At 74.7% G+C, this 24,627-nt stretch carries 24 protein-coding genes and 1 pseudogene; 6 read left to right on the plus strand and 19 right to left on the minus strand.

The genetic code is table 11. The features are described from left to right. Positions 1–32 precede the first annotated feature (32 nt). From ACZDWJ_RS12675 to ACZDWJ_RS12685, 3 genes are all read right to left on the minus strand, one after another. Positions 33–704: a class I SAM-dependent methyltransferase gene (locus ACZDWJ_RS12675; protein ID WP_463521324.1), complete on the minus strand. Its 672-nt coding sequence runs from the start codon at positions 702–704 to the stop codon at positions 33–35. 76 nt (positions 705–780) lie between these two features. Then, positions 781–2,085: a C40 family peptidase gene (locus ACZDWJ_RS12680; RefSeq protein WP_463521325.1), complete on the minus strand. Its 1,305-nt coding sequence runs from the start codon at positions 2,083–2,085 to the stop codon at positions 781–783. A 203-nt stretch (positions 2,086–2,288) separates the two neighbouring features. After that, the gene (locus tag ACZDWJ_RS12685; RefSeq protein ID WP_463521326.1) at positions 2,289–3,425 is read right to left on the minus strand and encodes a phosphatase PAP2 family protein; all 1,137 of its coding nucleotides are present in this window, start codon (positions 3,423–3,425) and stop codon (positions 2,289–2,291) included. A 69-nt stretch (positions 3,426–3,494) separates the two neighbouring features. Here ACZDWJ_RS12685 and ACZDWJ_RS12690 point away from each other — a divergent pair, with 69 nt between their 5' ends. Further along, a complete protein-coding gene (locus ACZDWJ_RS12690) occupies positions 3,495–4,064 on the plus strand; it encodes a 2'-5' RNA ligase family protein (protein WP_463521327.1) in 570 nt (189 codons plus the stop codon). Here the strand turns inward: ACZDWJ_RS12690 and ACZDWJ_RS12695 are convergent. The 5 genes from ACZDWJ_RS12695 to ACZDWJ_RS12715 form a co-directional block, all read right to left on the minus strand. After that, the gene (locus tag ACZDWJ_RS12695; protein ID WP_463521328.1) at positions 4,061–5,047 is read right to left on the minus strand and encodes an ABC transporter ATP-binding protein; all 987 of its coding nucleotides are present in this window, start codon (positions 5,045–5,047) and stop codon (positions 4,061–4,063) included. The two genes, ACZDWJ_RS12690 and ACZDWJ_RS12695, sit on opposite strands and share 4 nt — an antisense overlap. Further along, complete coding sequence (locus tag ACZDWJ_RS12700) at positions 5,047–6,681, minus strand: ABC transporter permease (protein ID WP_463521329.1); 1,635 nt, start codon at positions 6,679–6,681, stop codon at positions 5,047–5,049. The genes ACZDWJ_RS12695 and ACZDWJ_RS12700 overlap by 1 nt, the downstream gene beginning before the upstream one ends. Next, complete coding sequence (locus tag ACZDWJ_RS12705) at positions 6,681–7,766, minus strand: thiamine ABC transporter substrate-binding protein (RefSeq protein WP_463521330.1); 1,086 nt, start codon at positions 7,764–7,766, stop codon at positions 6,681–6,683. Before ACZDWJ_RS12705 ends, ACZDWJ_RS12700 begins: the two co-directional genes overlap by 1 nt. A 117-nt stretch (positions 7,767–7,883) precedes the next feature. Then, positions 7,884–8,978: an NAD(P)H-dependent amine dehydrogenase family protein gene (locus ACZDWJ_RS12710; RefSeq protein WP_463521331.1), complete on the minus strand. Its 1,095-nt coding sequence runs from the start codon at positions 8,976–8,978 to the stop codon at positions 7,884–7,886. Between the two features lie 55 nt (positions 8,979–9,033). Continuing rightward, positions 9,034–9,681 carry a response regulator transcription factor gene (locus tag ACZDWJ_RS12715; RefSeq protein ID WP_463521332.1) on the minus strand — a complete coding sequence of 216 codons (648 nt, stop codon included), beginning with the start codon at positions 9,679–9,681 and terminating at the stop codon, positions 9,034–9,036. Between the two features lie 406 nt (positions 9,682–10,087). On the opposite strand from ACZDWJ_RS12715, the gene ACZDWJ_RS12720 reads away from it, so the two are divergent. After that, positions 10,088–10,450, plus strand: coding sequence for a response regulator transcription factor (locus tag ACZDWJ_RS12720; protein ID WP_463521333.1), 363 nt, complete (start codon positions 10,088–10,090; stop codon positions 10,448–10,450). Positions 10,451–10,478: 28 nt separating this feature from the next. Here ACZDWJ_RS12720 and ACZDWJ_RS12725 read toward each other — a convergent pair whose 3' ends face one another. Continuing rightward, complete coding sequence (locus ACZDWJ_RS12725) at positions 10,479–10,856, minus strand: STAS domain-containing protein (protein WP_463521334.1); 378 nt, start codon at positions 10,854–10,856, stop codon at positions 10,479–10,481. Positions 10,857–10,951: 95 nt separating this feature from the next. After that, entirely contained in the window at positions 10,952–12,214 is a 1,263-nt protein-coding gene (locus ACZDWJ_RS12730; protein WP_463521335.1) for an oxygenase MpaB family protein, read from the minus strand. A 76-nt stretch (positions 12,215–12,290) separates the two neighbouring features. Here ACZDWJ_RS12730 and ACZDWJ_RS12735 point away from each other — a divergent pair, with 76 nt between their 5' ends. Then, complete coding sequence (locus ACZDWJ_RS12735) at positions 12,291–12,956, plus strand: TetR/AcrR family transcriptional regulator (RefSeq protein WP_463521336.1); 666 nt, start codon at positions 12,291–12,293, stop codon at positions 12,954–12,956. Here the strand turns inward: ACZDWJ_RS12735 and ACZDWJ_RS12740 are convergent. The 5 genes from ACZDWJ_RS12740 to ACZDWJ_RS12760 are packed head-to-tail and all read right to left on the minus strand — an operon-like array spanning position 12,878 to position 17,928. Further along, the gene (locus ACZDWJ_RS12740; protein ID WP_463521337.1) at positions 12,878–14,473 is read right to left on the minus strand and encodes a flavin-containing monooxygenase; all 1,596 of its coding nucleotides are present in this window, start codon (positions 14,471–14,473) and stop codon (positions 12,878–12,880) included. The two genes, ACZDWJ_RS12735 and ACZDWJ_RS12740, sit on opposite strands and share 79 nt — an antisense overlap. Further along, on the minus strand, positions 14,470–15,111 hold the full coding sequence (locus ACZDWJ_RS12745) for an NAD(P)/FAD-dependent oxidoreductase (RefSeq protein ID WP_463521338.1): 642 nt from the start codon (positions 15,109–15,111) through the stop codon (positions 14,470–14,472). Before ACZDWJ_RS12745 ends, ACZDWJ_RS12740 begins: the two co-directional genes overlap by 4 nt. Continuing rightward, on the minus strand, positions 15,108–16,076 hold the full coding sequence (locus ACZDWJ_RS12750; protein WP_463521339.1) for a ferritin-like domain-containing protein: 969 nt from the start codon (positions 16,074–16,076) through the stop codon (positions 15,108–15,110). Before ACZDWJ_RS12750 ends, ACZDWJ_RS12745 begins: the two co-directional genes overlap by 4 nt. After that, positions 16,073–16,903: an SDR family NAD(P)-dependent oxidoreductase gene (locus ACZDWJ_RS12755; RefSeq protein WP_463521340.1), complete on the minus strand. Its 831-nt coding sequence runs from the start codon at positions 16,901–16,903 to the stop codon at positions 16,073–16,075. Before ACZDWJ_RS12755 ends, ACZDWJ_RS12750 begins: the two co-directional genes overlap by 4 nt. Further along, a complete protein-coding gene (locus ACZDWJ_RS12760; RefSeq protein ID WP_463521341.1) occupies positions 16,903–17,928 on the minus strand; it encodes an alpha/beta hydrolase in 1,026 nt (341 codons plus the stop codon). The genes ACZDWJ_RS12755 and ACZDWJ_RS12760 overlap by 1 nt, the downstream gene beginning before the upstream one ends. 61 nt (positions 17,929–17,989) lie before the next feature. Here ACZDWJ_RS12760 and ACZDWJ_RS12765 point away from each other — a divergent pair, with 61 nt between their 5' ends. Beyond that, positions 17,990–18,622 (plus strand): TetR/AcrR family transcriptional regulator, encoded by a 633-nt coding sequence (locus ACZDWJ_RS12765; RefSeq protein ID WP_463521342.1) that lies wholly within the window; start codon positions 17,990–17,992, stop codon positions 18,620–18,622. A 67-nt stretch (positions 18,623–18,689) separates the two neighbouring features. Further along, positions 18,690–19,247: a TetR family transcriptional regulator gene (locus ACZDWJ_RS12770; RefSeq protein WP_463521343.1), complete on the plus strand. Its 558-nt coding sequence runs from the start codon at positions 18,690–18,692 to the stop codon at positions 19,245–19,247. 11 nt (positions 19,248–19,258) lie between these two features. Here the strand turns inward: ACZDWJ_RS12770 and ACZDWJ_RS12775 are convergent, their stop codons facing one another. Both ACZDWJ_RS12775 and ACZDWJ_RS12780 read right to left on the minus strand, forming a co-directional pair. Further along, complete coding sequence (locus ACZDWJ_RS12775; protein WP_463521344.1) at positions 19,259–19,627, minus strand: sterol carrier family protein; 369 nt, start codon at positions 19,625–19,627, stop codon at positions 19,259–19,261. Beyond that, entirely contained in the window at positions 19,627–20,214 is a 588-nt protein-coding gene (locus ACZDWJ_RS12780) for a helix-turn-helix domain-containing protein (RefSeq protein WP_463521345.1), read from the minus strand. Before ACZDWJ_RS12780 ends, ACZDWJ_RS12775 begins: the two co-directional genes overlap by 1 nt. 82 nt (positions 20,215–20,296) lie before the next feature. Here ACZDWJ_RS12780 and ACZDWJ_RS12785 point away from each other — a divergent pair. Then, positions 20,297–21,334 (plus strand): annotated as a pseudogene (locus ACZDWJ_RS12785) (MFS transporter); the annotation flags it as partial. A 174-nt stretch (positions 21,335–21,508) separates the two neighbouring features. On the opposite strand, the gene ACZDWJ_RS12790 reads toward ACZDWJ_RS12785, so the two are convergent. Beyond that, positions 21,509–22,315, minus strand: coding sequence for an alpha/beta hydrolase family protein (locus ACZDWJ_RS12790; RefSeq protein ID WP_463521346.1), 807 nt, complete (start codon positions 22,313–22,315; stop codon positions 21,509–21,511). A 17-nt stretch (positions 22,316–22,332) separates the two neighbouring features. Next, a complete protein-coding gene (purL, locus tag ACZDWJ_RS12795) occupies positions 22,333–24,600 on the minus strand; it encodes a phosphoribosylformylglycinamidine synthase subunit PurL (RefSeq protein ID WP_463521347.1) in 2,268 nt (755 codons plus the stop codon). Between the last annotated feature and the right edge of the window lie 27 nt (positions 24,601–24,627).

Raw genomic sequence — 24,627 nt, forward strand, 5'->3', positions numbered from 1 at the left:
CGTCCGGCCCGCGCTCGTCTGCGGGCTCGCGCTCAGGCCTTGACGCCGCGGAAGTAGCCCAGCGCGCCGGTGCGCTCGACGTCGACCTCGACGTCGCCGTCGGCGAACCACTCCCGCACCTGTCGGCTGGTGACGCCCGGGCCGAGCAGGCCGGAGAGGCGTCCGGTGGCGCGCATCCCGGCGAAGCGCAGGCCGGAGTCCTCCAGCAGCGAGCTGCCGATGAGCCGGCCCCCGGGCCGCAGCACCCGGGCCATCTCCTCGATCGCGCGGTGCGGGTCGGGGAAGCAGTGCAGGCCGGTGAAGGTGACGACGAGGTCGAAGGAGTCGTCGTCGAAGGGCAGGTCGCCGACGTCGGCACGCTCGGTGCGCACCAGGTGTCCGAGCCCGCGACGCCGGGCCGCGGCCTGGGTGCGCTCGAGCATCCGCGGGTCGAGGTCGGCGGCGACGTAGGAGACGTCCTGGTCCGGCGAGAGGCCGCGCAGGGCGACGCCGCCGCCGCAGGGCACGTCGAGCACCCGCGAGCCGGGCGCGACGCGGCCGATCTCCTCGGTGGCGGCGTAGAGGCGGCCGAGGTCGGACTGCATCCAGGCCAGCCACAGCGCGCCGCCGACGGTGCGGTGCTCGACGGTCCAGTCGTAGATGACGCCCCACAGGGGGTCCTCGCCCCAGGAGCCGAGCACGCGCGGGATCGGGAGGCCGGTCATGCCCCCCAACGTACGGCGGCCGAGGGCGCCGCAACAGGGCGGCGACCGGCCCGCAGACGCCTCGGGGACGCGCGGGTCAGGGACGCGCGAAGAACGACGGCGGCTCCCAGGCGTACATCGACTCCTCGTCGACGTTCCGGCCGGTGCGCGGCGCCTGGATGATCATCCCGTCGCCGGCGTAGAGCGCGACGTGGTGGATCGACGACGGGCTCGAGGTGGTCGCCCAGAACACCAGGTCGCCCGGCTGGAGCTGGGAGAGGGAGATCGGGGTCGACTGCTCGTACTGCGCGACGCTGTAGTGCGGCAGGTACTTCCCGCCCTGGCGCCAGGCGGCCATGGTGAGACCCGAGCAGTCCCAGGAGCTCGGTCCGGCGGCGCCCCACACGTAGGGCTCGCCGATCTGGGCCCGGGCGAAGGCCAGGGCGGCCGAGACGCCGCCGGCCGACGGGGGCGCGGGGTTCGAGGGCGCCGAGCCGCCGGAGCCACCCGAGGAGCCCGAGCCGCCCGAGGAGCCCGAGCCGTTCGAGCCCGAGGACTGGTTCGCCGCGGCAGCGGCGGCGGCCTGCGCGGCGGCGGCGGCCGCAGCGGCCCGGGCCTCGCGCTCGGCCTTCTCCTGCGCCAGGCGACGGGCGCGCTCCTCGAGGCCGGCCTGACGCTGGGTGGCCAGCCGCACGCTGACGCCCTCGAGGCGGGCGAGCTCGGCGACCAGGACGCTCTTGCGCTGGGCGATGGTCGCGGCCTCGTCCTGGGCGGCCTTCGCGGCACGACCCGCGGCGTCGCGGGCCGCGGCGGCACGGGTGGCGGCCGCGGCGGCGCCCTGACGCGTCCGCTCGGCCTTGGCCGAGGCCTGCTCGGCGCTCTCACGGGCGTCCTGGAAGTCGCCGTAGCGCTGGCTCAGGGCCTGCTGGGCGTTGGCCATGGTGGTCATGGAGTCCATGACCGCGTCGATGCCGTCGGCGTCGGTGACCGCCGACATCGCGACGAGCGAGGGCGACTGCTCGTAGGAGGAGGTGACGGTGTCGACGACGCTCGAGCGCAGCCGGGTGACCTGCCAGCGGGCGCTGCGGGCCTCGCGCTCGGCCTTGGCGGCGGCGCGCTGGGCCAGCTGCAGGTGGTAGCGCGCGCCGTTGTAGGCCTCGGCCGCGGCGCCGGCGGCGTCGGCGGCCCGGTGGAGGCGGGCCTCGGCGGAGGCGAGCTCGGCGCGGATCGCGGCGACGTCGCGCTGCTGGTGCTTGGCGAGGTACTGCGCGTGGCGCACCTCGTGCCGGGTGGGCGTGCGGTCGTGGTCGGCGGCGACGGCGGTGCTCGCTCCGCAGGCCATGACGGCCACCGACAGCCCTGCGATCAGGGTGCTGGTGCGCCTGCGGGGCATGGTCGCCATCGGGGCTGCCTCTCATCCGACGCCGGCCGCCCGAGTGGCAGCTGACGTCGTCACGCTAGACAACTTTCGTCACACCAGAAACATCTTCACCAAAAGAATCACGCGTCACCGGCGTGTCGGCTTGACGCACTACATCAGTGTAATTCGCCGAATGACACGCGTGTCATTCCGAGATGACCTGCGACGACGTCGGCGGCCCGGCGTCAGCCGACCGGCTCGGGCGCCGGACGGGCCGGGTCCTCACCGGATCCGCCGAGGTCCACATGCTGGACGCGCGGGTCGTCCTCGACCGGCCGATCGGCGCCGCTGCGCAGCGAGGCCTTGTCGAAGCGCTGACCGCTGAAGACGCCCGCCACGTAGAAGGAGACGAGGGCGATCATGATGCCGGCGAGGTCGTCGGCGACGTAGTGCCAGCCGAAGTAGAGCGTGGCGACGACGGTGAGGGCGAAGTTCACCCAGAACACCACGCGCATGATCCGGTTGCGGACGGTGTACTGCACCATCAGCGCGACCAGCAGCGTGATGCCGGTGTGCAGGCTGGCGAAGCCCGCCACCGACTGCACCTGACCCTCGACGCCGGTGAGCAGCACGCCCTGCCGCGCGTAGACCAGCGAGTTCATGAGGTCGGTGGTGGGCGTCTTGGCGAGGTCGGAGTAGATGAAGGCGTACTCCAGGCCCGGGCCGAGCGTCGGCAGCGCGTAGTAGGAGATGGTGCCGAGCGTCCACGCGATGCACTGCGAGGAGACGAACCAGTAGCCGTAGGCCAGGTTGCGCGACCACACCACCCACGCCGTGACCGCGAGCGGCACGAGCGGCAGGAACCACAGGTAGATGTAGCTCAGGCCGTGCGCGGCGATGTCGGTGCCCAGCAGGTCGTGCAGCACGACGGCGGGATCGTGGCCGAAGAACAGCGCGCGGTCGAGCAGGTGCAGCTCGCGGTCGTAGGACAGCGCGCGCACCGCGCCCGGCTCGGCGCGGGGATCAGGGCGCACGAACGGCAGGAACGACTTCAGGTTCCGGTAGCAGACGTAGACGATGTAGAAGCTGATGATGCCCAGCGCCACGAGCGTGAGCCGCGGACGGTTCCAGTGGGTGCGCAGGCGGTCGCGCGCGATGCCCGGCATCCGCCGCGGGTCGAGCCGCGAGAGCCACAGGGTGCGCGGCAGCAGGTCGAGCATCAGCGCGGCGAGCAGGAGCAGCGGCAGGCGGATGCTCGACGGGCCCAGGAAGCTGCCCTCGGGGTCGACCAGGCTGCGCCCGAGGTGCTGTGCGGTCAGCAGCGCCCAGGCGCCCATGCCGACGGCGAGCAGGATCGGGAGGACGTAGACGCGGCGGGGCACGCGGGCAGTCTAGGCAACGCGACGGCGTCAGGCCCGTCCGCGCGACGCGACCTGCCACACTCCCCCACCGTGGATCCCGCACCCGCGACGCCGACCCCCGCCTGGTCCGGGCACGCCGTGCTCGTGCTGCCGGTGGAGCCGCTGGAGCCGTTCGTGCGGGCGCGCACCGCCCACTACGACCCCTCGTTCCTCTCCGCCGACCCCGCCTTCACGCACGCCCACCTCACCGTGCTCGTGCCCGTGCCCTGGCCGCTGCCCGACGGCCTCGACGACGCCCTCGCCGACCTCGCGGCGCGGACGCACCTGCCCGAGGTCGTCCTCGAGCGGGTGGCGGCCTTCCCCGACGGCGTCCTGCACCTGGTGCCGGAGCCGGAGGCCGCGCTCGCCGCGCTCCGTGGGCTGCACGACGCCGTGCGTGCCCTGCTGCCCCAGGTGCGCCCCTACGACGGGGCCGTCGCCGACCCGGTGCCGCACGTGACGGTCGATCGCCTCGGACCCGACGTCGACCTGGCCTCGACCAGGGCCGCCCTCGGCCCCCTGCTGCCGGCGCGCTGGCGCCCCGAGGCCCTCGAGCTGCACTGGTACGGCAACGACGCCTGCCGGGTGCTGCGCCGGTGGCCGCTGGGGGCCGCGGGCTAGCCGACCGGCGCGCAGCGACCGGCGTCGACCGCGAGCCGGACGTCGTCTCCGACCGCCAGCCGCGCGGCCAGCGGCGCGACGGCGTCGAGCGTGCCGAGGCCGTCGACCTCGACGACCAGGCGCGTCTGCTCGGGCGTGGGCCGCACCGCGACGACGCGGGCGGCGAGCGGGCCGGCCTCGCGCACCTGCAGGGCCGAGCGGCGCAGCGCGAGTCCGGCCGCACCGGCCTCGGCGCCCCCGACGTCCGCGAGCCGCCGGGCGGCCGGGCCGGCGAGCACGCGGGCGTAGCCGAGGAACAGCGCGGTGTCGGGGTCTGCCGGCGCGCGCCAGACGGCGTCGATCGGACCCTGCTGCACCACCGCGCCCTCGCGCATGACGGCCAGGCGGTCGGCGACGGCGAAGGCCTCCTCGTGATCGTGGGTGACCAGGAGGCCGGTCGTGCGGGCGGCGGTGAGGATGCCGCGCAGGTCGGCGGCCAGCCGCTCGCGCAGGCCGGCGTCGAGCGCGGAGAGGGGCTCGTCGAGGAGCAGCAGCCGCGGCTCGACGGCCAGCGAGCGCGCCAGGGCGACGCGCTGGCGCTCGCCGCCGGAGAGCGTGGTCGGCAGCCGGTCCTCGTAGCCGGCGAGGCCCACGAGCGCGAGCAGCTCGCCCACCCGCGCGGCCACCTCGGCGCGCGGTCGGCGGCGCAGCCGCAGCGGGTAGCCGACGTTGCGGCCGACCGTGAGGTGGGCGAAGAGCTGGCCATCCTGGAACATCAGCGCGAAGCCGCGCCGGTGCGTCGGCACGGAGGTGAGGTCGCGTTCGTCCCACAGCACCCTCCCGCGGGCGGACTCCAGGCCCGCGACGGCGCGCAGCAGCGTCGACTTCCCGCAGCCCGAGGGGCCCAGCACCGCCAGCACCTGGCCGTCGGGCACCTCGAGGTCGACGTCGTGCAGCGCGGGGACGCCCTCGTAGTCGACCCCCACGCCCTCGAGTCGCAGCATCAGACCACCCCCAGCGAGCGCACCCGCAGTCGTTCCACCAGCAGCATGACGACGGCGGTGGTGGCCGCGAGCACCACCGACGCCGCCAGCGCCATCTCGTAGTTGAGCCCGCCCGGCCGGCCGATGAGCCGCACGATCACGACGGGCATCGTCGGGCTGGCGTCGCGAGCGAGGAAGGACGTGGCTCCGAACTCGCCGAGCGACACCGCGAACGCGAAGCCGGCCACCGCCAGCAGCGGACGCCACACCACGGGCAGCTCGACGGTGGCCCACGTGCGCCACGGGCCGGCGCCGAGGGACGCCGCGGCCTGCCGCTGACGCTCGTCGACGCTGGCCAGCACCGGCACCAGCGTGCGCACGACGATCGGCAGCGCGACGAGCGCCTGGGCCAGCGGCACCAGCAGCGGGGAGTCGCGCAGGTCCAGCGGCGGTCGGTTCAAGGTGATGAGCAGGCCGAAGCCGAGCGTCACCGCCGAGACCCCGAGCGGCAGCATGAAGAAGCCGTCGAGCAGCGTCCGCACCCGTCGCTCGGCGCGCCCGCGCGAGCGGCGGGTGACGACGGTGGACACCAGGACGCCCAGCAGCAGCGCCATCCAGGTGGCGTCGACGGCCGTGCGCAGCGAGATCTGCAGCGCCTCGGTGACCGGCACGACCAGCGCGTTGCCGCCGCCGGTGCTCTGCAGGGCGCGGTACGCCGCCAGCGACCAGTGGCCGTCGACCCGCAGCGAGCCGACGACGAGGGCCGCCAGCGGTCCGCCGACGAGCACCACCAGCAGGCCGGTGACGCCGATCGCCGGCAGGTCGGCCGGCGTCGGGCGTCGCGGCCGCACCGGAACCCGCTGGCGGGTGGGATCCGGGACGGCCCGCAGCCGGCCGGCGACCAACAGGAGCACGACGACGGCGGCCAGCTGCAGCAGCGAGAGCGCGGCGGCCGCCTGGAGGTCGAGGAGCTGGGTGGTGAGCAGGTAGATCTCGGTCTCGACCGAGGAGTAGCGCAGCCCGCCGAGGGTCAGCACGATGCCGAAGGCGGTGGCGCAGAAGAGGAACACGACGCTGGCCGCCGAGACGATCGCGGGGCGCAGCGCGGGCAGCGTCACGGTGCGCAGCACCTGCAGCGGCGAGGCGCCCAGCGCCGCCGCGGCCTGCGCGGGCCGGGCGTCGAGGCCCTCCCACGCGGCGCCGACGGTGCGGATGACCACCGAGGCGTTGAAGAACACCAGGCCCGCGACGATGCCGGCGGCGCTGCCGTCGAGGCCCAGGCCGCCGAGGGGACCGGACTCGCCGAGCAGCTCGCGGAACGCCACGCCCACCACCACGGTGGGCAGCACGAACGGCACCAGCAGCAGCGCGCGCAGCACCGTGCGGCCCGGGAACCGCAGGCGGTGCAGGGCGAAGGCCGCCGGCAGGCCGAGCACCAGCGCGATCACCGTGGCGAGCGTGGAGGACCAGACGGTGAACCACAGCACCCGGTGGACGCGCGGCCGCGCGAGCACGTCGAGGACGGCGCCGGGGTCGGCCCGGCCGTCGACGACCAGGCCGCGGCCGACCATCCCGGAGACGGGCAGGACGAAGAACACGGCGAGCACGGCCACCGGCAGGGCCGCCAGCCCGAGCAGGCTCGCCGCGCGACGCATCAGCCGCCGACCAGGTCGCTCCACTGGCGCAGCCAGGTGTCGCGGTTGGCGGTGATCGTCGCCGGCGCCACGGTGGCGGGGTCGGTGGGCTGCTTGGCGAACCGCGCCCAGTCGGCCGGGAGCGCGGTGCCCTCGGCGACCGGGAAGACGTACATCGACTCCGGCAGCGCCTTCTGCACCGCCGGGCTCTGCAGCCACTCGACGACGGCCTTCGCCCCCGCCGGGTTCGACGCGCCGCTCAGCGCGCCGACGTACTCGACCTGACGGAAGCAGGTGTCGAGCAGCGCCGAGGTGGTGGTGCCGCCCTGGCCGTCGACGGTGAAGGCCGGCGAGGAGTCGTAGGACACGACGATCGGACGACCGCCCTTGCCGCCGCCCTGGGTGAAGTCGACCTCGTAGGCGTCCGACCAGCCGTTGACGACCTTGGCGCCGTTGGCGAGCAGGCGCTTCCAGTAGGCCTGCCAGCCGTCCTCGCCGTAGCGGGCGATCGTGGTGAGCAGGAAGGCCAGGCCGGGCGAGCTCGTCGAGGCGCCGGGGGTGACGAGGAGGTCGCGGTAGGCCGGCTTCACGAGGTCGTCGAGGCTCGTGGGCGCGGGGATGCCCTTCTTCGCGAACCAGGTGTCGTCGACGTTGACGCACACGCTGGCGTCGTCGACCGGACGCAGGGCGTGGTCGTCGTCGCCGGGCAGGTCGAAGGCCGAGGCGCCGTCGGGCTGGGTGACGTCGACCGGCGTGAACACCTTCGCCTCCAGCGCGCGGCTGGCGAAGGTGTTGTCGACGCCGTAGGCGACGTCGGCGACCGGGTCGTCGGCGTTGAGCACGAGCTGGCTGGTGAGGGTGCCGACATCGCCGGAGGAGCGCACCTGCAGGTCGTAGCCGGTGTCCTTCTCGAACTGCGCGATCAGCGGCTTGGGGAGGCTGAAGGAGTCGTGGGTGACGAGCACGACCCGCGCGGAGTCCGAGGCGGAGTCGTCGCCGCCGGCGCCGAGCGAGCAGGCCGTCAGCGCCGAGCAGGCCGCGAGGCCGAGCGCGAGCAGGACGGTGCCGCGTGCGCGGCCACGTCGGAGGGTGGGGGCAGAGGTCATCGGGAGCTCCCTTCGCCGGTGCTAGCCGGAGCAGGTTCAGAGGGTCTGCGGCTGGCCCGCACTCTCAGCACCGCCCGCATGACGCGGCTCGGGTGCTCCCCTGTCGTGGCCCCGATGCTAGTGCGCGGCCGAGGAGGCCGACGCGGCGGTCCGGCCCCGGGCCAGGCGGGCCGCCGCATGACCGGCCACCAGCGGCAGGTCGAGGTAGGTCGCGATGCCCGGCTCCGCGGCCACGACGGCCGGGATGGCGCTCACGCAGTGGTTGGCCGTCGAGACGATGCCCGGGTTGCGCATCAGGCCGGCCTCGACGCTCTCGGGCTGCAGGCCGCGGATGACGACGGCGACGCTCGGGTCGCCGGTGACCTCGACCTCGAACCGCTCCCCCTCCGGTCCGAAGACCCACGGCGGGTCGAGGTGCTCCTCGCCCATGAGCCAGTTCACGGTGGCGGTGACGACCGGCTCGCCGTCGACGAGCGCGCGCCAGTGGAAGCGGCGCGCGGCCACCTGCCCCGGCTCGATGTCGCCGATCGGCGACGGGATGGGCGCGGTCGCCACGGCGACCTCCTGGAGCGTCTCGATGCGGGGCTCGGCGTCGAACCCGAGCCGGTCGACGACCATCCGCACCGACGCCTTGAACCCGGCGCCGAGCAGGCCGGCCATCGGGCTGGCCAGCGCCTCCTCGGGCGGGGCGCCGAAGCCCATCACGTGACGCACGACGTCGGGGGCGCCGTAGGTGCGCAGGTCGGAGAACTCCTCGGCGCGCACGTGGGTGATCTCGGCGCTGACCGCGGAGATCATCAGCGGGAAGCGCTCGGTGATGCCGCCGGGGTGGATGCCGGTGCCGTGGAGGGTGCTGCCGCCCGCGGCGCAGGCGGCGGCGATCGCCTCGACGGCGTCGGGCCGCGGGTAGATCCAGCCGACCGGCGTCACGACGTCGATGCCGGCGGCCAGCAGGCGCACCACCTGGGCCTCGTCGGGCACCAGGGGCGCGTAGACGACGCAGTCGGGCGCGAGGGCGAGGACCTCCTCGACGTCGGTGGTGGCGCGCACCCCGATCGGCTCGCGGCCGATCAGCTCGCCGACGTCGCGCCCGTGCTTGGCGGGGCTGTGCACCCAGGCGCCGACGAGCTCGAGGTCGGGGCGCGCGAGGATCCCCTCGATCGCGGCGACGCCGACGCCGCCCGTGGCCCACTGCACGACCCTGATCACCATGGGCGTCAGTGTGGCGGCGCTCACGCCGCGGGGGAAGGCTCCGGAGCGGGCGGGCTCAGCCGGCCTGGCCGTCGGCGTCGGCCAGCGGGGCCAGGCCGTGCGCCATGCCCCACGCGACCGCCTGCGCACGACGGCTGACGTCGATCTTGCGGTAGGCGGTGCGGATGTAGGTCTTCACCGAGTTGATCGAGAGGTAGAGCCGCCCGCCGATCTCGGCGTTGGTGAGGCCCTGGGTGACCAGCGAGAGGATCTCGGCCTCGCGCGGGGTGAGGTCGAAGTCCGAGGGGCTGGAGGCCGCGACCGCCTTGAGCGGACCGCGGTCGACGGGCACCCGCACGCTGAGGATCGCCTCGCCCGCGGCCAGCGCCTCGACGGCCGTGACGAGCTCCTCGACCGGCAGGGCCTTGGAAAGGTGGCCGGCGAAGGAGCCGAAGGAGGCGCCGTCGGAGCGATCGCGCCAGGAGTAGATGACCGCACGGCGCTGGGAGCCGCTGATCAGCCGGCGGAGGACCTCCTGGCTGGCCGGGGTCTGGTGCACCGGCTCGTAGAGGATGACGTCGAGGGAGGCCGGGTCGCGCAGCGCGAGGTCGAGGTCGACGAGGTTCACCCGTCCCGAGAAGGGCCGCAGCACGGACTGAAGTCCTGCTGCAGCCAGCTCGTAGTTGTCCACCAAGGTGGCGCGCACGGGGCGCACGGGGCTCACCCGAAGAAACCTACCGGACGATCAGGCATTTGCCGATCCCACAACGCCCCAGTGGACGTCTGTTCCTCTGCCTCGGGCGACGGACGGGGCCGCTGTGGCTCACGAGGCCCGAGAGAAGAACGAGGCGGCGGGAAGAATCCCGCCGCCTCGTCGCTCACAGTCGGGTAGGCACCCATCGGAGCAGGTTCTCTGAGGATCACCCGGCGCTGGTGAGAGTCACCCGCAGGAGGTGTTCGGCAAGAACGAGGAAGACCATAGCCAGAGGTCGGGCGTCAGGGAAGTCGAACGTTCCAATCTCTTCCTCGACCACCCCTCGGGGTGGCGGCCGGGCCGCAGGCGATCCGGCGTCGTGACCAGCGCGGGGACCCACGCCCGCAGGCGGTTCACCGCGCACTAGCCTGGGCGCGTGGCCAGGATCCTCGTTGCCGACGACGACGAGGACATCCGCGCGCTCATCGAGATGCGCCTGCGCCGCGACGGCCACGAGATCGTGCCGGTCACCGACGGCCAGGCCGCGTGGGACGCCCTGGCGCACGAGGCGTTCGACCTCGCGATCCTCGACAACTCGATGCCGGCGCTCACCGGCGTCGAGGTGGCCGCGCGCTGCCGCGCCGAGCCGAGCCTCGCGGGCCTGCGGATCCTCATGGTCACCGCGTTCGTGCAGGCGCAGGACGTCCAGGAGGGCCTCGCCGCGGGCGCGGACCACTACATGACCAAGCCGTTCAGCCTGCAGGACCTCACCGCGCAGGTGACGGCGCTCCTCGCCTAGCCGCCCGGGCCGGGTCGAGGGCCGGGACTCAGGCCGGCTCGGGGACGTCGACCTCGGCCGAGGGCGGCGGGGTCGGCGCGGCGAGCGCGGCCTCGCGCGTGGGGTGCACGGCGAAGACGCGATCGAGCGCGGTGACCCGCAGCAGGCGCAGCACGGTGGGGTGCGTGGCGACGAGCACCAGACTGCCCTTGAAGGCCCGCGCCTTGCGCCGGGCGGCCACGAGGGCGCCCAGGCCGGAGGAGTCGAGGAAGGAGACGTCGCTGAGGTCGATGACCAGGTGGACGCGCCCCTCGACGATCTGCTCGCCGATCACCGTGCGGAACTCGGCGGTGCTGACGAGATCGACCTCGCCGCGGCACACGACGACGGTGCGACCGTCGGCCTCGAGGACAGAGATCGCGAACATGGGCGAAGGCTATCGGCTCCTGCCGCAGGCGCCTCACCCGTTGGGCGGCGGCTGAGACGTCGACCGGACCGTCGGCTGGTCCGCCGACCGGGCCGTCAGCGGGGCGAGGGGTCGGGGATGGGCGCCACCGGAGCGCGGCCGCGGCCCCGGCCGCCGTAGCGGGCCAGGAGCGCGTCGACCTGCCGCTGCGCAGCGGCCTCGACGAGCCGACGGCCTCCGGGGAGCCGGGCGACGACGCGATGGGCGAGGACGTTGCGCGTCACCGCGACCGCGGTGGCCCACGGGGGACGCAGCGGCAGGCCGAGCTCGCGCATCGAGCGCGAGCCCAGGAAGAGGGTGAGCATGCTCAGCAGCCGCTCGCGCTCGTACGCGCCGCGCAGGGGCGCGAGGACGCCCAGGGGTCGTGGGAGTCCGAAGTCGAGCTCGCGCTGGGCCTCGACGATGGCCCGCGAGAGCAGCGAGCCGGCCTCGGTGACGTCGGCCTGGCTGAGCAGGACGTGGTAGTTCAGCCGGTGGCGCTCGCGCTCGGTGGCCACGAGGAAGTCCTCGTGCACGCCCATCAGCCACCCGACGTAGCGCCACAGGTGCATCACGGCCCGGGACTCCTCGCGACCCACCGGCACCCCGAGGGCGCGGACGCCGAGCAGGAGGACGCCGTCAAAGAGGCCGAGGGTGGCGGCCTGATCGGCGTCGTTGATCGGCAATCCCCACTGCGCGACGTCCCAGCGCTCGCGCAGCTCGCGGTTGACCACGGCGTGCATGACGCGGACGTGGAGGGTGGCGCGCCAGGCCTCGCCGCCGACGTCGAGGGCGCCGGGCTCGCTCAGGCCCGCCGCCCAGGCCTGCGTCTCGGCGAGGCGCTGGCGGGTGCGGTCGCCGGTGAGGCCGCCGGTGGCGACCAGCAGGTCGGTGGGGCCGCCGAACCGGTAGCCGCCGATGAGGGCGAGCTGGAGGAGCACGTCGCCGGCCGCGCGGCCCCAGGAGCGCGAGGCCCGGGCGCCGCGGGCGAGCAGGGCGCGGTCGAGCCAGGGCGGGTCGACGCTGGCGGTCGCGACGAGGGTGCGCAGCGCCGGCGGCGTGGTGTCGTCGACGCCGTGCTCGAGGGCGTGGCGGATCGCCGCGCGGGTGACCCGGCCGGGGTCGTCGGGTCGGGCGCGCATCGCGTCGGCGACGTCCGCGCCGAGCGGGTCGCACGCCAGGTAGGCCGCCCCGATGCGGTCCATGAGCGCCTCGTCGACCTCGGTGACGCCGGCGATCGCCCGCAGGGGACGTCCCATCGCCCGGCCGCGCGCCTCGGCGACACGGTGGCGGCGCGGCGCGGCGGTGGAGAGCGGGGCGGCAGCGGGGGCTGTGGTCATGCCTCGCAGGTTGACACGAGTGTTTGCTCGCATAAAACTCGCGATCCATGACCGCGAGGACGCCTCAGGTGCCGGCGTGAGACGCGAGCCGCGGCAGGCCCGCTCGCGTCAGATGGTCGAGCGGATCGTCGCCGCCGGACGCGCGGTGCTCGTCGACGACGGCTACGACGCCTTCACCACCAACCGCGTCGCCACTCGGGCCGCGATCAGCCCGGGCTCGCTCTACCAGTACTTCTCCGACAAGCAGTCGATCATCGAGGCCGTCACAGACCGCTGGGCCGACGACGTCTCCGAGCGGGTCGCCGCCAGCCTCGTCGATCGGCTCGGACGCCGCGGCCCCACGGCCGTGCACGACGTGCTCGACGCCCTCCTCGCGGCGCTGGAGGCCGACCCCGAGGTGCTGCGGGTGGTCATGACCGAGCTGCCGGCGTCCCGGTTCCGCGAGCGGCGCAGCGCGCTGCGTCGCCGGATCACCGACGTCACCGCCGCCACGCTCGCCGCGCAGCCGGGCATCGACCCGCTCACCCGCGCCTGGGTGCTCGTCGGCGCCGTCGAGGCGCTCGCCACCCAGTGGGTGCTCGAGCCGCCCCCGGCGCGCGGCGCGGAGGAGCGGGCCGATCTCCGCCGTCGCGTGCTGGCGGAGATGACGACGCTCTGCGTGGGCTACCTGGCCGCGCCCACCGTCGACCTCGGCGACGGGGACGGGGACGCAGCACCGGACGCCGCGGTCGAGAACCGGTAGTCGTCGAGGGCGAAGCGCCGGCTGGTCCACATCGTCTCGAGCGTCGGGGAGGCCCGGAAGGGCACGTCACCGTGCTCGTCGAAGTAGTAGCTGCGGGCCTCGCCGCAGCCGCCGGCGTAGAAGACCTGGTGGTCGCGGCGGGCCAGCATCGAGCGCCAGAACCGCTCGTTGGCCTCCGGCGTCACCTCGACGCGGGTGGCGCCGGTGCGCCGCGCCCGCTTCAGGCAGCGCACCACGTGGGCCATCTGCGTCTCGATGAGGTTGAAGTACGACGAGCCGTTGTAGCCGTAGGGCCCCAGCACCGTGAACAGGTTCGGGAAGCCGGGCACCGAGACGCCCTGGTAGGCCTGGAACCGATGCTCGGCCCACCACTCCTCGAGCTCGACGCCACCCGCGCCGCGCACGGCGAAGGTCGGCATGTTGCCGCGCTCGAAGACCTGGAAGCCCGTGGCGAGGACGAGCACGTCGACCTCGTGCTCGACGCCGTCGGCGGTGCGCACGCCGGTGGGGGTGATCGCCTCGATGCCGGAGGTCTCCAGGTGCACGTTGTCGCGGTTGAAGGCCTGCAGGTAGGCGTTGGAGAAGCTCGGCCGCTTGCAGCCCAGCGCGTAGCGCGGCGTCAGGCGGTCGCGGGTCTCGGGATCGCGGACGACGCGGCGCAGGTGCGCGCGTCCGAGCCGCTCTCCGACGGCCGCCGTCGGCACCAGGCCGTGGAAGTGCGCGGCCAGCGGGAAGGTGACCTCGACGAACGCCTGGCTGGCCAGGCGGGCGGCCCGGCGGGCGCCCGGCGCGCGCAGCGCCAGGCGGGCCGGCGCGGCCAGCGGGAGGTCCGGCTTGGGCAGGCACCAGATGGGCGTGCGCTGGAAGACGGTGAGCTCGGCGACGTCGGGCGCGATCGCCGGGATCACCTGCACCGCGGAGGCGCCGGTGCCGATGACGGCCACGCGACGCCCGGCGAGGTCGACGTCGTGGTCCCACCGCGCGGTGTGCATGGTGGTGCCGGCGAAGTCCTCCAGGCCCGGGATGGCCGGCGGCTTGGGCTGGGTGAGCACGCCCGTGGCGCCCACGACGTGGCGCGCGGTGACCTGCGAGCCGTCGGCGAGGCTGAGCGTCCAGCGGTCGTGGAGGTCGTCGAAGTCGGCCCGCTCGACGGCCGCGTTCAGCCGGATGCGGCGGCGCACGTCGTAGGCGTCGACGCAGTGCTCGGCGTAGGCCTTGAGCTCCTGGCCCGGCGCGTAGACCCGCGACCAGCCGGTGCGCTGCTCGAAGGAGAACTGGTAGCTGAAGGAGGGGATGTCGACCGCGACGCCGGGGTAGGTGTTCCAGTGCCAGGCGCCGCCCACGCCGTCGCCGGCCTCGAGCACGATGTAGTCGCCGAAGCCGGCGCGGTCGAGCAGGATCGCGGCGCCGATGCCGGAGAAGCCGCCGCCGATGATGGCGACCTCATGGTCGACGCCGTGCTCGGGCTGCTCGGGCTGCTCGGGCCGCTCGGCGGACGGGGCGGGACGGGCGCTCATGCGGGCTCCTCGGGGATCGGGCTCGCTGCCGGGGCCAGGCTCGCACGCATCCGCGAGCCCGGGGTGAGGACGACCACGTCGACGTGGTGCTCGATGCCCTCGGCGCTGCGCACGCCCTGCGGCACCAGCGCGTAGACGGGCCAGGCCACCAGCGTGCAGCGCGGGTCGGCGAGCGCGTCGAGGAAGGCGAGGTCGGCGCCGGGCCGGCGATGGCCGTGACGGTCGGGGGTGAGCAGACGACGGATCCACGGGTCGGCGACGTGGCGGCGCAGGTGCGCCCGGGCGACCGGACGCGTCAGCAGCCGGTCGAGGGCGGGCGCGCGGCCCAGCCGGGCCAGCGTCGCGCCCACGGCCGAGCCGACGAGGCCGTCGGGCGCCGGCAGCAGCCAGTCCGGCTCCTCCTGGAAGACCTTCACCGCGGCCGCGCTGCGCAGCACGGCGGCGGTGACCAGCGCGGCCTCGCGGCCCGGACCGATCACCGCGACACGACGGCCGCTGAGGTCGAGGCGACGCCAGCCGTCGTCGAGCACGAGGGCCCCGGCGAAGCCGCCGGACGGCGTCGCGACCCGGGGACGACGACCCGGCCGCGAGGCCGTGCGTCCGGGCCGGGACGGACGCGCCGCGGGCTCGGCGCTCACGAGGCCACCGGCTCGTGGGTGAGCTCCTCGGTCCAGCTCTGGGGCTTGCCCAGCAGGCGCGCGGGCACGAACGACGTCGCCTTCACCAGCGGGTCGGCGAGCAGGCGGTGGTAGGGCGAGCTGCGGTCGACGATCATCGCGGCCTGCGCCTTGAGCACGTGGAAGGCCGGGATGCGGTGGGTGTGCGGACCGCGTCCGCCGATCGAGCCGAAGCGCTTGACCGCGTGGTAGAGCCGCTGCTCGGGCAGGCCCATCGCCACGATGTTGTCGCGCATCTTGTTGATGAGCGGGACGAACACGATGATCAGGCCGAGCACCACCTGCGGCTTGAGGTTGCCCAGGCTCTCGATGAGCAGCGTGTGCAGGGGCCCGGCGCCGATGAGGTCGAGCACCTGGAAGTCGACGGCGATGTGGCGGGCCTCGTCGGAGTTGATGTGCCGGAAGACGTCGTGGCAGATGGGATCCTGCACCTCGTCGAGCAGGAACTTCACCAGCGCGCCGTCCAGCGCGCACTCCAGCAGCGGGATCAGCGTCGCCAGGCCCGAGAGCGGCAGGGAGTCGCCGAAGTCGTCGAGGGTCTTGATGGCCAGCCGCACGTTGATGTTCGGCTCGGGCACCGAGCCGTCCTCGTCGAGCATCCCCCAGCGCCTCATCAGCGCGAGCTCGGCGTTGGCGTGCTTCTGCTCCTCGGCGTGGAAGTAGCGGTAGATCTCGGCGATCGTCGGCGTCGGGGCCTTCGTGGCCAGGGAGGCGAAGCCGCGGGCGCCGACGTGCTCGATCCACACCAGGTCGGCCATGAACGGGGTCATCTTCGCGCGCAGCTCGTCGGTCATCGTCTCGGCGCCGGGGGCGTCCCAGTCGATGTCGGCGAGCGACCACTGCTTGTCCTTGATCGTCTGCAGCATCGCCTCGAAGTCGTAGGCGGCGCCGCCCTCGCGGGCCTCGTCGCGGGTGCGGGTGGTCATCGGGTCTCCTCCGGGGTGGGCGCGAGCCGGCCGAGCAGGCCGGAGACGCGGGTGTAGGTGACGGGCAGGTGGCGCTTGGCGTGCCAGAGGGCACGGGCGTCGAGCTGCGGGACGACGTAGAGCCGGCCGCAATCGTGGGCGTCGAGGGTGGTGCGGGCGACCCGCTCGGCGGAGAAGCCGACGACGCGGGCCAGGCGCGCGGCGAGGTCGGCGGCGCGGGAGTCGATGAGCTCGCCGTCGAAGATGCCGGTGCGCACGAAGGTGGGGCAGAGCACCGTGACGGCGACGCCGGAGCCGGAGAGCTCGGCGGCCAGCGTCTCCGAGAGGCTGACGACGCCGGCCTTGGAGACGTTGTAGGCCGCCATCCGCGGCGCGGCGGTGAAGCCGGCCGCCGAGGCGACGTTGACGATGCCGCCGCGTCCGGCCTCGCGCAGCCGGGGCGCGAAGACGTGACAGCCGTGGATGACGCCCCAGAGGTTGACGCCCAGCGTGCGCTCCCAGTCCTCGAACGGGGTGTCGCCGACCAGACGGCCGCCGGCGCCGATGCCGGCGTTGTTGCACACCAGCGTCGGCGCGCCGCCGTGCCAGGCCGCGGCCTGTGCGGCGAGGTCCTCGACCTCGGGCAGCGAGGAGACGTCGCAGGCGACGGCGAGCGCCTGCCCGCCACGGGCCTCGACGAGCGCGGCGGTCTCCTTGGCGGTGGCCTCGTGGAGGTCGGCGCAGACCACCCGGCCGCCGCGGTCGGCGAGCTCGAGGGCCAGCGCGCGTCCGATGCCGCTGCCGGCCCCGGTGACGACGGCGTCGGCACGACGCGTCCGGCGGGCCATCAGGCGCCCTCGGCCAGCGCGACGGGGGCGACCGGTGCAGCGTCGAACGCTGCCACTCCGGCGTGCTCGACGACGAACCGGGCGCCGTCCTCGAGCGCGCGCCGCGCCTCGGGCAGCACCCCGGCGAAGGCCTGGAAGACGTGCATCTGGCCGGGCCAGACGTCGAGCCGGACGTCGACGCCCGCTCCGCTCAGCCGGCGAGCGCACTCGACGGCGTCGGCGGCCAGCATCTCCGCGCCGCCCGCTTGGACGAGCACGGGCGGGAAGTCGGGGCCAGCGTCGGCCAGCGGAAGACGCAGCCGCGGGTGGGCGGGGTCGGCGCCCCCGGCGTAGAGGCCGACGAGGCGGGCGGCGGCCGCGGCGCTGATCATCGGGTCGGGCTGCACGCGCTCGCGGCGCGCGGCCAGGCCGAAGGAGAGGTCGAGCACGGGCGAGAGCAGCCAGAGGGCGGTCGGCCCCGGCCGTCCCTCGGCCTGCAGGGCCAGCGCGAGGTCGAGCGCGAGGTGGCCGCCCGCGGAGTCGCCGGCCACGACGATGCGCTCGTGCCCCTCGGCGCGCAGGTGGTCCCAGGCGGCGCGGACGTCGTCTGCGGCGGCCGGGAAGCGGTGACGCGGCGCGAGGCGGTAGTCGACGGCGAGCACCGGCAGGCCGGTGAGCGCCGCGATCCGCGAGGTGATCCCGCGGTGGGTGCGGGCGGAGCAGATCGCGAAGCCCGAGCCGTGCAGGTAGAGCACGACGGCGGGCGGCGTCGTGCCGGCCGCGGCGACCGCGCGCACCCACTCGCCGCGGACCTCGGGCTCGTCGGGGTGGGCGCGGGGTGCCGGCCGCAGCGGCTCGACGCGGGTGCCGCGCAGCACCGGGCCGAGGGCGGCCAGACCGCCGGCGGCGATGCGGCGCGAGAGGAGCACCCCGGCGCGGGAGGACGGGAGGGACACCGCGAGGGGCCGCAGCGTCGTGGCGGTGGCGGTGGCGAGGACCCGGCTGCGGTGCGACGGACGTCGTCGTCGGTCGATCTGGGGGCGCATGCCCTCAGAATGTGATCTGATGGCACCTGCCGTCAATAGGCGGCGTGGAAGGATGTGGCCCGTGACCACCTCGACCGCCCGGCGCCGCTACGGCGGCAAGAGCGCCGAGGAGCGACGCGCCGAGCGACGCGAGACCCTGCTCGGCGCGGGTCGGGAGATCTGGCTCGAGCAGGGCTGGGCCGCGGTCACCATGCGCGGCGTCTGCGCGCGGGCCGGGCTCACCGACCGCTACTTCTACGAGAGCTTCCGCGACCGCGACGACCTCCTCGGCGTGCTCTTCGACCGCGTCCGCGACGCCACCCTCGACCGCATGGGCGCGGCGATCCTCGCCGTCGTCGACCAGCCGCCGCTGGTGCACGTGCGCGCCGCGATGGCCGCGATCCTCCACGAGCTCACCGACGACCCCGCCCCGGCGCAGATCCTCTTCGGCGACCACGCCGGCAGCGCCGTCCTCGAGCAGCGGCGCCGCGAGGCGATCGCGCTGGCCACCGAGCTGATGATCGAGCTGGCCCGGCCCTACCTGCGCAGCGGCGTCGACGAGCGCTCGCTGCGCATCAACACCCTGCTCGGCATCGGCGGCTTCGTCGAGGTCGTGCTCGCCTGGCGCAACAGCACCCTCGACATCACCCTCGACGATCTCCTCGAGCAGCTCGACGGCGTCGCGGCCTCGCTGGCGGCGCGCTTCCTCGAGTGAGCCCCCGCCGCCGGTCACCCCGGAGGGCTAGAGTCGGCTCACTCGTCCCCCACCCGAGGAGCCTCCCGTGGCGACCCCCACCCGCCGCGACCACTTCGTGCAGGCCGCCGTCGAGCTGATCACCGAGCAGGGCGCCGCCGCGCTCAAGGTCGGCCCCCTGTGCCAGCGCCTCGGCGTCACGACCGGCTCGTTCTACCACCACTTCGACGGCCTCGGCGCGCTCGTCGAGGCCGTGCTGGCGGCCTGGGAGGAGGCCAGCACGCGGGTCGTCGGCGAGGCCGTCGCCCGGATCGCGGAGGCCGACGACGCCATCGCCGTGCTCAAGCACACCTCGATCACCCTGCCCCACGCCTTCGAGGCCCGCGTGCGGGCGTGGGCGCTGCGCGACCCGGAGGTCGCCGCGGTGCAGACCCGCGTCGACGCCGAGCGGGTGGCCGTCCTCACCCACGCCATCGGCGCGATGGTCGGACCCGACGACGCCGCCGACCTCGCCGTCCTCGGCATGACGATCCTCGTCGGCTTCCAGCAGGCGCGCGACACCGCCGACTCCGCCGAGCTCGCGCGGCTGATGGAGCACTACGAGCGGATGATCTACGCCGCGCGGGAGCGCCCGGAGTCGGCCTGACCGTCACATGCTCAGGGCGGCGGCAGGACGGGGAGGTAGGGGGCGAGGTCGGCGCGCTCCCCGCTGGCGCGCACTGCGCGCGACTCCTCCGCCTCGGCCCAGGAGATCTCGCCCGCGGCGAGGGCGATGAGGGTGGCCGCGTCGGTCTCGACGACGGCCGGCGGGGTGCCGCGGGTGTGCCGCACGCCCTCGATGATCTGGACGGCGGCGAACGGGGGCACGCGCACCTCGACCGAGCGGCCGGGGGCGCGGGTCTCGAGCACGGCGAGCACGTGCTTGACCAGCAGCTTGAGGTCGGCGCGCTCGGCGGCGCCGGCGCGGTGCCGGGCGAGGGCGGCCGCGACGTCGGCCGGGTCGGCGGGACGCAGACGGGCCGGCATCAGGCGTCGCCCAGGGTCGGGCGCGGCAGCAGCATCGTCAGCAGGACGTAGGTGAGCGCTGCCTCGCCGTCCCCGCCCTCCCCTCCGGCCCGGCCCTGCTCGCGCCAGCGGTCGACGAGCTCGGTGAGCTCGGCACGCATGGCGCGGGCCTGCTCGGGGGTGAGCAGCAGGCGGTCGTCGCTGCTGGAGCGGTGGACGCCGGCCAGCGCCCAGGCGGCGTCGGCCGGGGCGTAGGCGAGGTCGACGAGGCGGTGCGCCTCGGCCGCGGCCGCACCGAGGTAGACCCGCGCTGCGGCGGCTCCCCCGGGCTCGGCGTCCATGCTGCCGGTGTCGACCTCCAGACCCCCGCCGGTCGCGCGCCAGACGCGGTCGCGCCGGTCGCGGGCGGCCTCGGCGTCCTCCTCGACCAGGCCGTACTTCGCGAGCTGGCGCAGGTGGAAGGAGGCCTGGTTGGCCGGGATGCCCAGGCGCGCCGCGACGTCGGCCGCGCGCAGGGAGCCGACCGCCTCGAGCTCGCCGAGGATCTGGTTGCGCACGGGGTGCGCGATGGCGCGCAGGATCCGGACGTCGTCGACGGGGGTGGCCACGCGCGCACCCTACCGGGATGCGCATGACTCAGTGCGCAACACATATTGCGCAATAGATGTTGCGCACCGTAGCGTGCGGGACATGCGCGACTTCCGGATCCTCTGGATCAGCCAGACCGTCAACGAGCTCGGCTCGCGGATGAGCACGTTCGTCTACCCGCTCCTCGGCTACGCGCTCACCGGCTCGGTGGCGCTGGCCGCGCTCGTCGAGGCCGTCCACCTGCTCGGCCTCGTGGCCTGCCTGCTGCCGGCGGGCGTGCTGGCCGACCGCGTCGACCGCGGCCGGCTCATGCGCGGCGCGGCCCTCCTCGGCGCACTCGCCTACGGGGCCGCGGCGCTGGCCGGGATCCTCGGCGTGCTCACCTTCCCCCAGCTGCTGCTGACGGCACTGGCCTCCGGCGTGGCCGCGGGCCTGCTCTCGCCCGCGGAGACCTCCGCGGTCCGCGCCGTCGTCCCGGCCGAGCGGCTGCCGTGGGCGCTGAGCCTCAACCAGGGCCGCCAGCACGTCGCCGGCCTGGTCGGCGCGCCGATCGGCGGCGTCCTCTACTCCCTCACCCGCTGGCTGCCGCTGCTCGCCGACGCGCTCTCCTACCTCGCCGCCTGCCTGCTGCTGCGGGGCCTGCGGGCCGACCTCTCGGCCCCCACCCCGACCGGCCGGTCCGCGCGCGCCGACCTGCGCGAGGGGCTGGTCTACCTCGCGCGGCACCCGCTGTTCCGCCTGCTCTCGGGCTGGTCGTGCCTCACGAACCTGACGATGAACTGCCTGTTCCTGCTCGTGGTGCTGCGGCTGGTCGAGGACGGCGTGCCGCCCCTGCACATCGGCCTCATCGAGACGGCCTCCGCCGTCGCGGGCGTCCTGGGCGCCCTGCTGGCACCGCGCCTGATCGCCCGCACGCGGACCGGCCGGCTCACGATCGCGATCGCCTGGAGCCCGCTGCCGCTGGCCGTGCCGATGGCGATCTGGCCGCACCCGGCCGTCATCGCGCTGGCCGTCATGGGCGTGCTGGCGCTCAACCCGGCGGGCAACGCCGGCATGGGCAGCTACCGCCTCACCGTCACGCCGCCGGAGATGGTCGGCCGGCTCCAGTCCTCGACGCAGTTCGTCTCGATGCTCTCGCTGCCCCTCGCCCCGGCGCTGGCGGGACTGCTGCTGCACACCCTCGGCGGCACGGGCGGCACCCTGGCCGCCGCGGCGGCGTGCGGCGTCAGCGCCCTGGTGCCGACGCTGAGCCGGCAGGTGTGGGCCGTGCCGCGGCCCGACCAGTGGCCGGGGCGGACCGCACGGCGGGCGAACTCAGCCGGCGAGGATGCCGTCGAGGATCTGGAGGGTGCGCTTCCAGGCCGCGGAGCCGGTGTCGATGACGACGAAGTGGTCGCCGTCGACGCGCACGAGCTCGGCGGTGGCGCCGGCGGCGGTGGCCGCGCGGACGTACGCCTCCGACTGGCTGATCGGGACGGTGGCGTCCTCGTTCCCGTGCACGCACCAGACGGGGACCTTCAGCGGGACCATCGCGGTCGGATCGACGTCGGCGTCGGCCGGGCCGTAGGGGTGGCCGAGGAAGGCGTCGACCGCCCCTGAGCCGAGGTTCTCCTGGGCGGCCGTGGCGAGGTCGACGACGCCGGCCTGCGAGATCACGTGCGTCAGGACGCCGCCGGCGCCGGCCCAGGTGACGAGGTGGCCGCCCGCGGAGTGGCCGATGCCGACGATCGTCTCGACGCCGAGGTCGAGGTCGGCGGTCTTCGCCAGCGCGGCCGTGACGTCGTCGAGCGTGGCGGGCACGCCGCCGCCGTTGCCGACCCGGCGGTACTCGATGTTCCACGCCGCCCAGCCGCGGGAGACCAGCGAGCGGGCCAGCGGGGTGCCGAGGTCGAGCCCGTACTGCGCGCGCCAGAACCCGCCGTGGACGATGACGGCCAGGCCCACCGGGTCGGAGTCGGGCAGGTGCAGCTCGCCGAACTGGCTGGGGTCGTCGCCGTAGGTGATGCGGCGGGGCTTCTGTCCATCGGGCATGGCGTCGGAGTCCTCCGGGTCCGAGCCGAGGCCGCAGGCGGCCAGCAGCCCGGCGAGGGCCGGGACGGCGAGCAGGCTGCGTCGGCGCATGGGGTGAGCGGTCGCGATCAGGCGAGGGCGGCGGGCAGCGTCGCCATCCAGCGCGAGCGGATCTCCAGCAACGGGGTCGAGAACAGGTCGCCGTCGACACCGGAGACCACCAGGGAGTCGCCGCCGGTGGTGCCGACGACGGCGGCCGGGACGCCGTGACGCTCGGCGGCCGCGAGCACGGCGTCGGCGTCGCGGGTGGAGACCAGCACGCGGCCGGCCGACTCCGCGAACAGCGCGAGGAAGGCGTCGCCGCCGGCCACGCCGGAGAGGTCGACGGTGGCGCCGACCATGTGCCGCAGCCCGGCCTCGGCGAGGGTCTGCGCGAGACCGCCGTCGGAGAGGTCGTGGGCGGCGGTGAGCAGGCCCTGCTGGGGCCCGGCCTCGCGCAGCAGCTCCGCGAGGGCCTTCTCGGCGGCGAGGTCGACGCGCGGCGGCAGGCCGCCGAGGTGGCCGTGGACGACGTGGGCCCACTCCGAGCCCGACAGCTCCTCGCGGGTCTCGCCGAGCAGGACGAGGGTCTCCCCCGCCTCGCTCCACGCCGACGGGGTGCGGCGGGTGACGTCGTCGATGACGCCGAGCACGGCGACGACCGGCGTCGGGAGGATCGCGGTCTCGCCGGTCTGGTTGTACAGCGAGACGTTGCCGCCGGTGACCGGGACGCCGAGCTCGAGGCAGCCGTCCTTGAGGCCGCGACAGGCCTCGGAGAACTGCCACATGACGGCGGGGTCCTCCGGCGAGCCGAAGTTGAGGCAGTCGGAGATGGCCAGCGGCAGGGCGCCGCCGGTGGCGACGTTGCGGTAGGACTCCGCGAGCGCCAGACGGGCGCCGGCGTAGGGGTCGAGCCGCGCGAAGCGGCCGTTGCAGTCGGTGGAGATCGCGACGCCGAGGTTGGTGTCCTCGTCGATGCGGATCATGCCGGAGTCGCTGGGCTGGGAGAGCACCGTGTTGCCGCGCACGTAGCGGTCGTACTGGTCGGTGATCCAGGACTTGTCGCACAGGTTCGGCGAGGCGACGAGCGTCAGCAGGGTCTGCTCGAGCTCGGCGCCGGAGGCCGGACGCGGCAGCGCCTCGGCCCCGTCGGCCTGCAGGACGTCCTGGGAGTCCGGGCGGGCGAAGGGCCGGTGGTAGGTGGGGCCGTCGTGGGCCACCGAGCGGGGCGGGACGTCGACGACGCGCTCGCCGTGCCAGTCGATCTCGAGGCGGCCGGTGTCGGTGACCTCGCCGATGACGACGGCGTCGACCTCCCACTTGGCGCAGATGGCCAGGAACGCGGCGACGTCGTCGGGCTCGACGACCGCCATCATCCGCTCCTGGCTCTCGCTCATGAGGATCTCCTCCGGCGCCAGGGTGGAGTCGCGCAGCGGGACGCGGTCGAGCTCGACGCGCATGCCGCCGTCGCCGGCCGACGCCAGCTCCGAGGTGGCGCAGGAGAGCCCCGCGCCGCCGAGGTCCTGGATGCCGGCGACGAGGCCCGCGGCGAAGATCTCGAGGGTGCACTCGATGAGCAGCTTCTCCATGAACGGGTCGCCGACCTGCACCGACGGACGCTTGGCCGGGCCGTCCTCGGAGAAGGTCTCCGAGGCGAGCACCGAGACGCCGCCGATGCCGTCGCCGCCGGTCTTGGCGCCGTAGAGGATCACCTGGTTGCCGACGCCGCTGGCCTTGGCCAGGTGGAGGTCCTCGTGGCGCAGGACGCCGACGCACAGGGCGTTGACGAGCGGGTTGCCGAGGTAGGTGGGGTCGAAGACGGCCTCGCCGCCGATGTTGGGCAGGCCGAGGCAGTTGCCGTAGCCGCCGACGCCGGCGACGATCCCGGGCAGCACGCGGTGGGTGTCGGGGGCGTCGAGCGGACCGAAGCGGAGGGGGTCCATGACCGCCACCGGGCGCGCGCCCATCGCGATGATGTCGCGGACGATGCCGCCGACGCCGGTGGCGGCGCCCTGGTACGGCTCGACGTAGCTGGGGTGGTTGTGCGACTCCACCTTGAAGCTCACGGCGTAGCCCTGGCCGACGTCGATGACGCCGGCGTTCTCGCCGATGCCGGCCAGCATCGGGCCGATCGGGGTCTCCTGCGGGATCTCGGAGAACTGCTTGAGGTGCACCTTGGAGGACTTGTAGGAGCAGTGCTCGCTCCACATGACCGAGTACATCGCGAGCTCGGAGCTCGTGGGCCGGCGCCCGAGGATCTCGCGGATCCGCTCGTACTCGTCGGCCTTGAGGCCGAGATCGGCCCAGGGCTGCTCGCGGTCGGGATCGGTGGCGGCGACGGCGACGGTGTCCAGCACGGCGTCAATCTACCGGCGGCACGGCCC

The organism is Nocardioides sp. B129/18 (assembly GCF_055282735.1).

What these genes read in the sequence shown, in the direction of transcription:
- ACZDWJ_RS12675 (WP_463521324.1), bottom strand. Translation starts at nt 704, where the DNA reads ATGACCGGCCTCCCGATCCCGCGCGTGCTCGGCTCCTGGGGCGAGGAC.
- ACZDWJ_RS12680 (WP_463521325.1), bottom strand. Translation starts at nt 2,085, where the DNA reads ATGGCGACCATGCCCCGCAGGCGCACCAGCACCCTGATCGCAGGGCTG.
- ACZDWJ_RS12695 (WP_463521328.1), bottom strand. Translation starts at nt 5,047, where the DNA reads ATGCTGCGACTCGAGGGCGTGGGGGTCGACTACGAGGGCGTCCCCGCG.
- ACZDWJ_RS12700 (WP_463521329.1), bottom strand. Translation starts at nt 6,681, where the DNA reads ATGCGTCGCGCGGCGAGCCTGCTCGGGCTGGCGGCCCTGCCGGTGGCC.
- ACZDWJ_RS12705 (WP_463521330.1), bottom strand. Translation starts at nt 7,766, where the DNA reads ATGACCTCTGCCCCCACCCTCCGACGTGGCCGCGCACGCGGCACCGTC.
- ACZDWJ_RS12710 (WP_463521331.1), bottom strand. Translation starts at nt 8,978, where the DNA reads ATGGTGATCAGGGTCGTGCAGTGGGCCACGGGCGGCGTCGGCGTCGCC.
- ACZDWJ_RS12725 (WP_463521334.1), bottom strand. Translation starts at nt 10,856, where the DNA reads ATGTTCGCGATCTCTGTCCTCGAGGCCGACGGTCGCACCGTCGTCGTG.
- ACZDWJ_RS12730 (WP_463521335.1), bottom strand. Translation starts at nt 12,214, where the DNA reads ATGACCACAGCCCCCGCTGCCGCCCCGCTCTCCACCGCCGCGCCGCGC.
- ACZDWJ_RS12740 (WP_463521337.1), bottom strand. Translation starts at nt 14,473, where the DNA reads ATGAGCGCCCGTCCCGCCCCGTCCGCCGAGCGGCCCGAGCAGCCCGAG.
- ACZDWJ_RS12750 (WP_463521339.1), bottom strand. Translation starts at nt 16,076, where the DNA reads ATGACCACCCGCACCCGCGACGAGGCCCGCGAGGGCGGCGCCGCCTAC.
- ACZDWJ_RS12755 (WP_463521340.1), bottom strand. Translation starts at nt 16,903, where the DNA reads ATGGCCCGCCGGACGCGTCGTGCCGACGCCGTCGTCACCGGGGCCGGC.
- ACZDWJ_RS12760 (WP_463521341.1), bottom strand. Translation starts at nt 17,928, where the DNA reads ATGCGCCCCCAGATCGACCGACGACGACGTCCGTCGCACCGCAGCCGG.
- ACZDWJ_RS12775 (WP_463521344.1), bottom strand. Translation starts at nt 19,627, where the DNA reads ATGCCGGCCCGTCTGCGTCCCGCCGACCCGGCCGACGTCGCGGCCGCC.
- ACZDWJ_RS12790 (WP_463521346.1), bottom strand. Translation starts at nt 22,315, where the DNA reads ATGCGCCGACGCAGCCTGCTCGCCGTCCCGGCCCTCGCCGGGCTGCTG.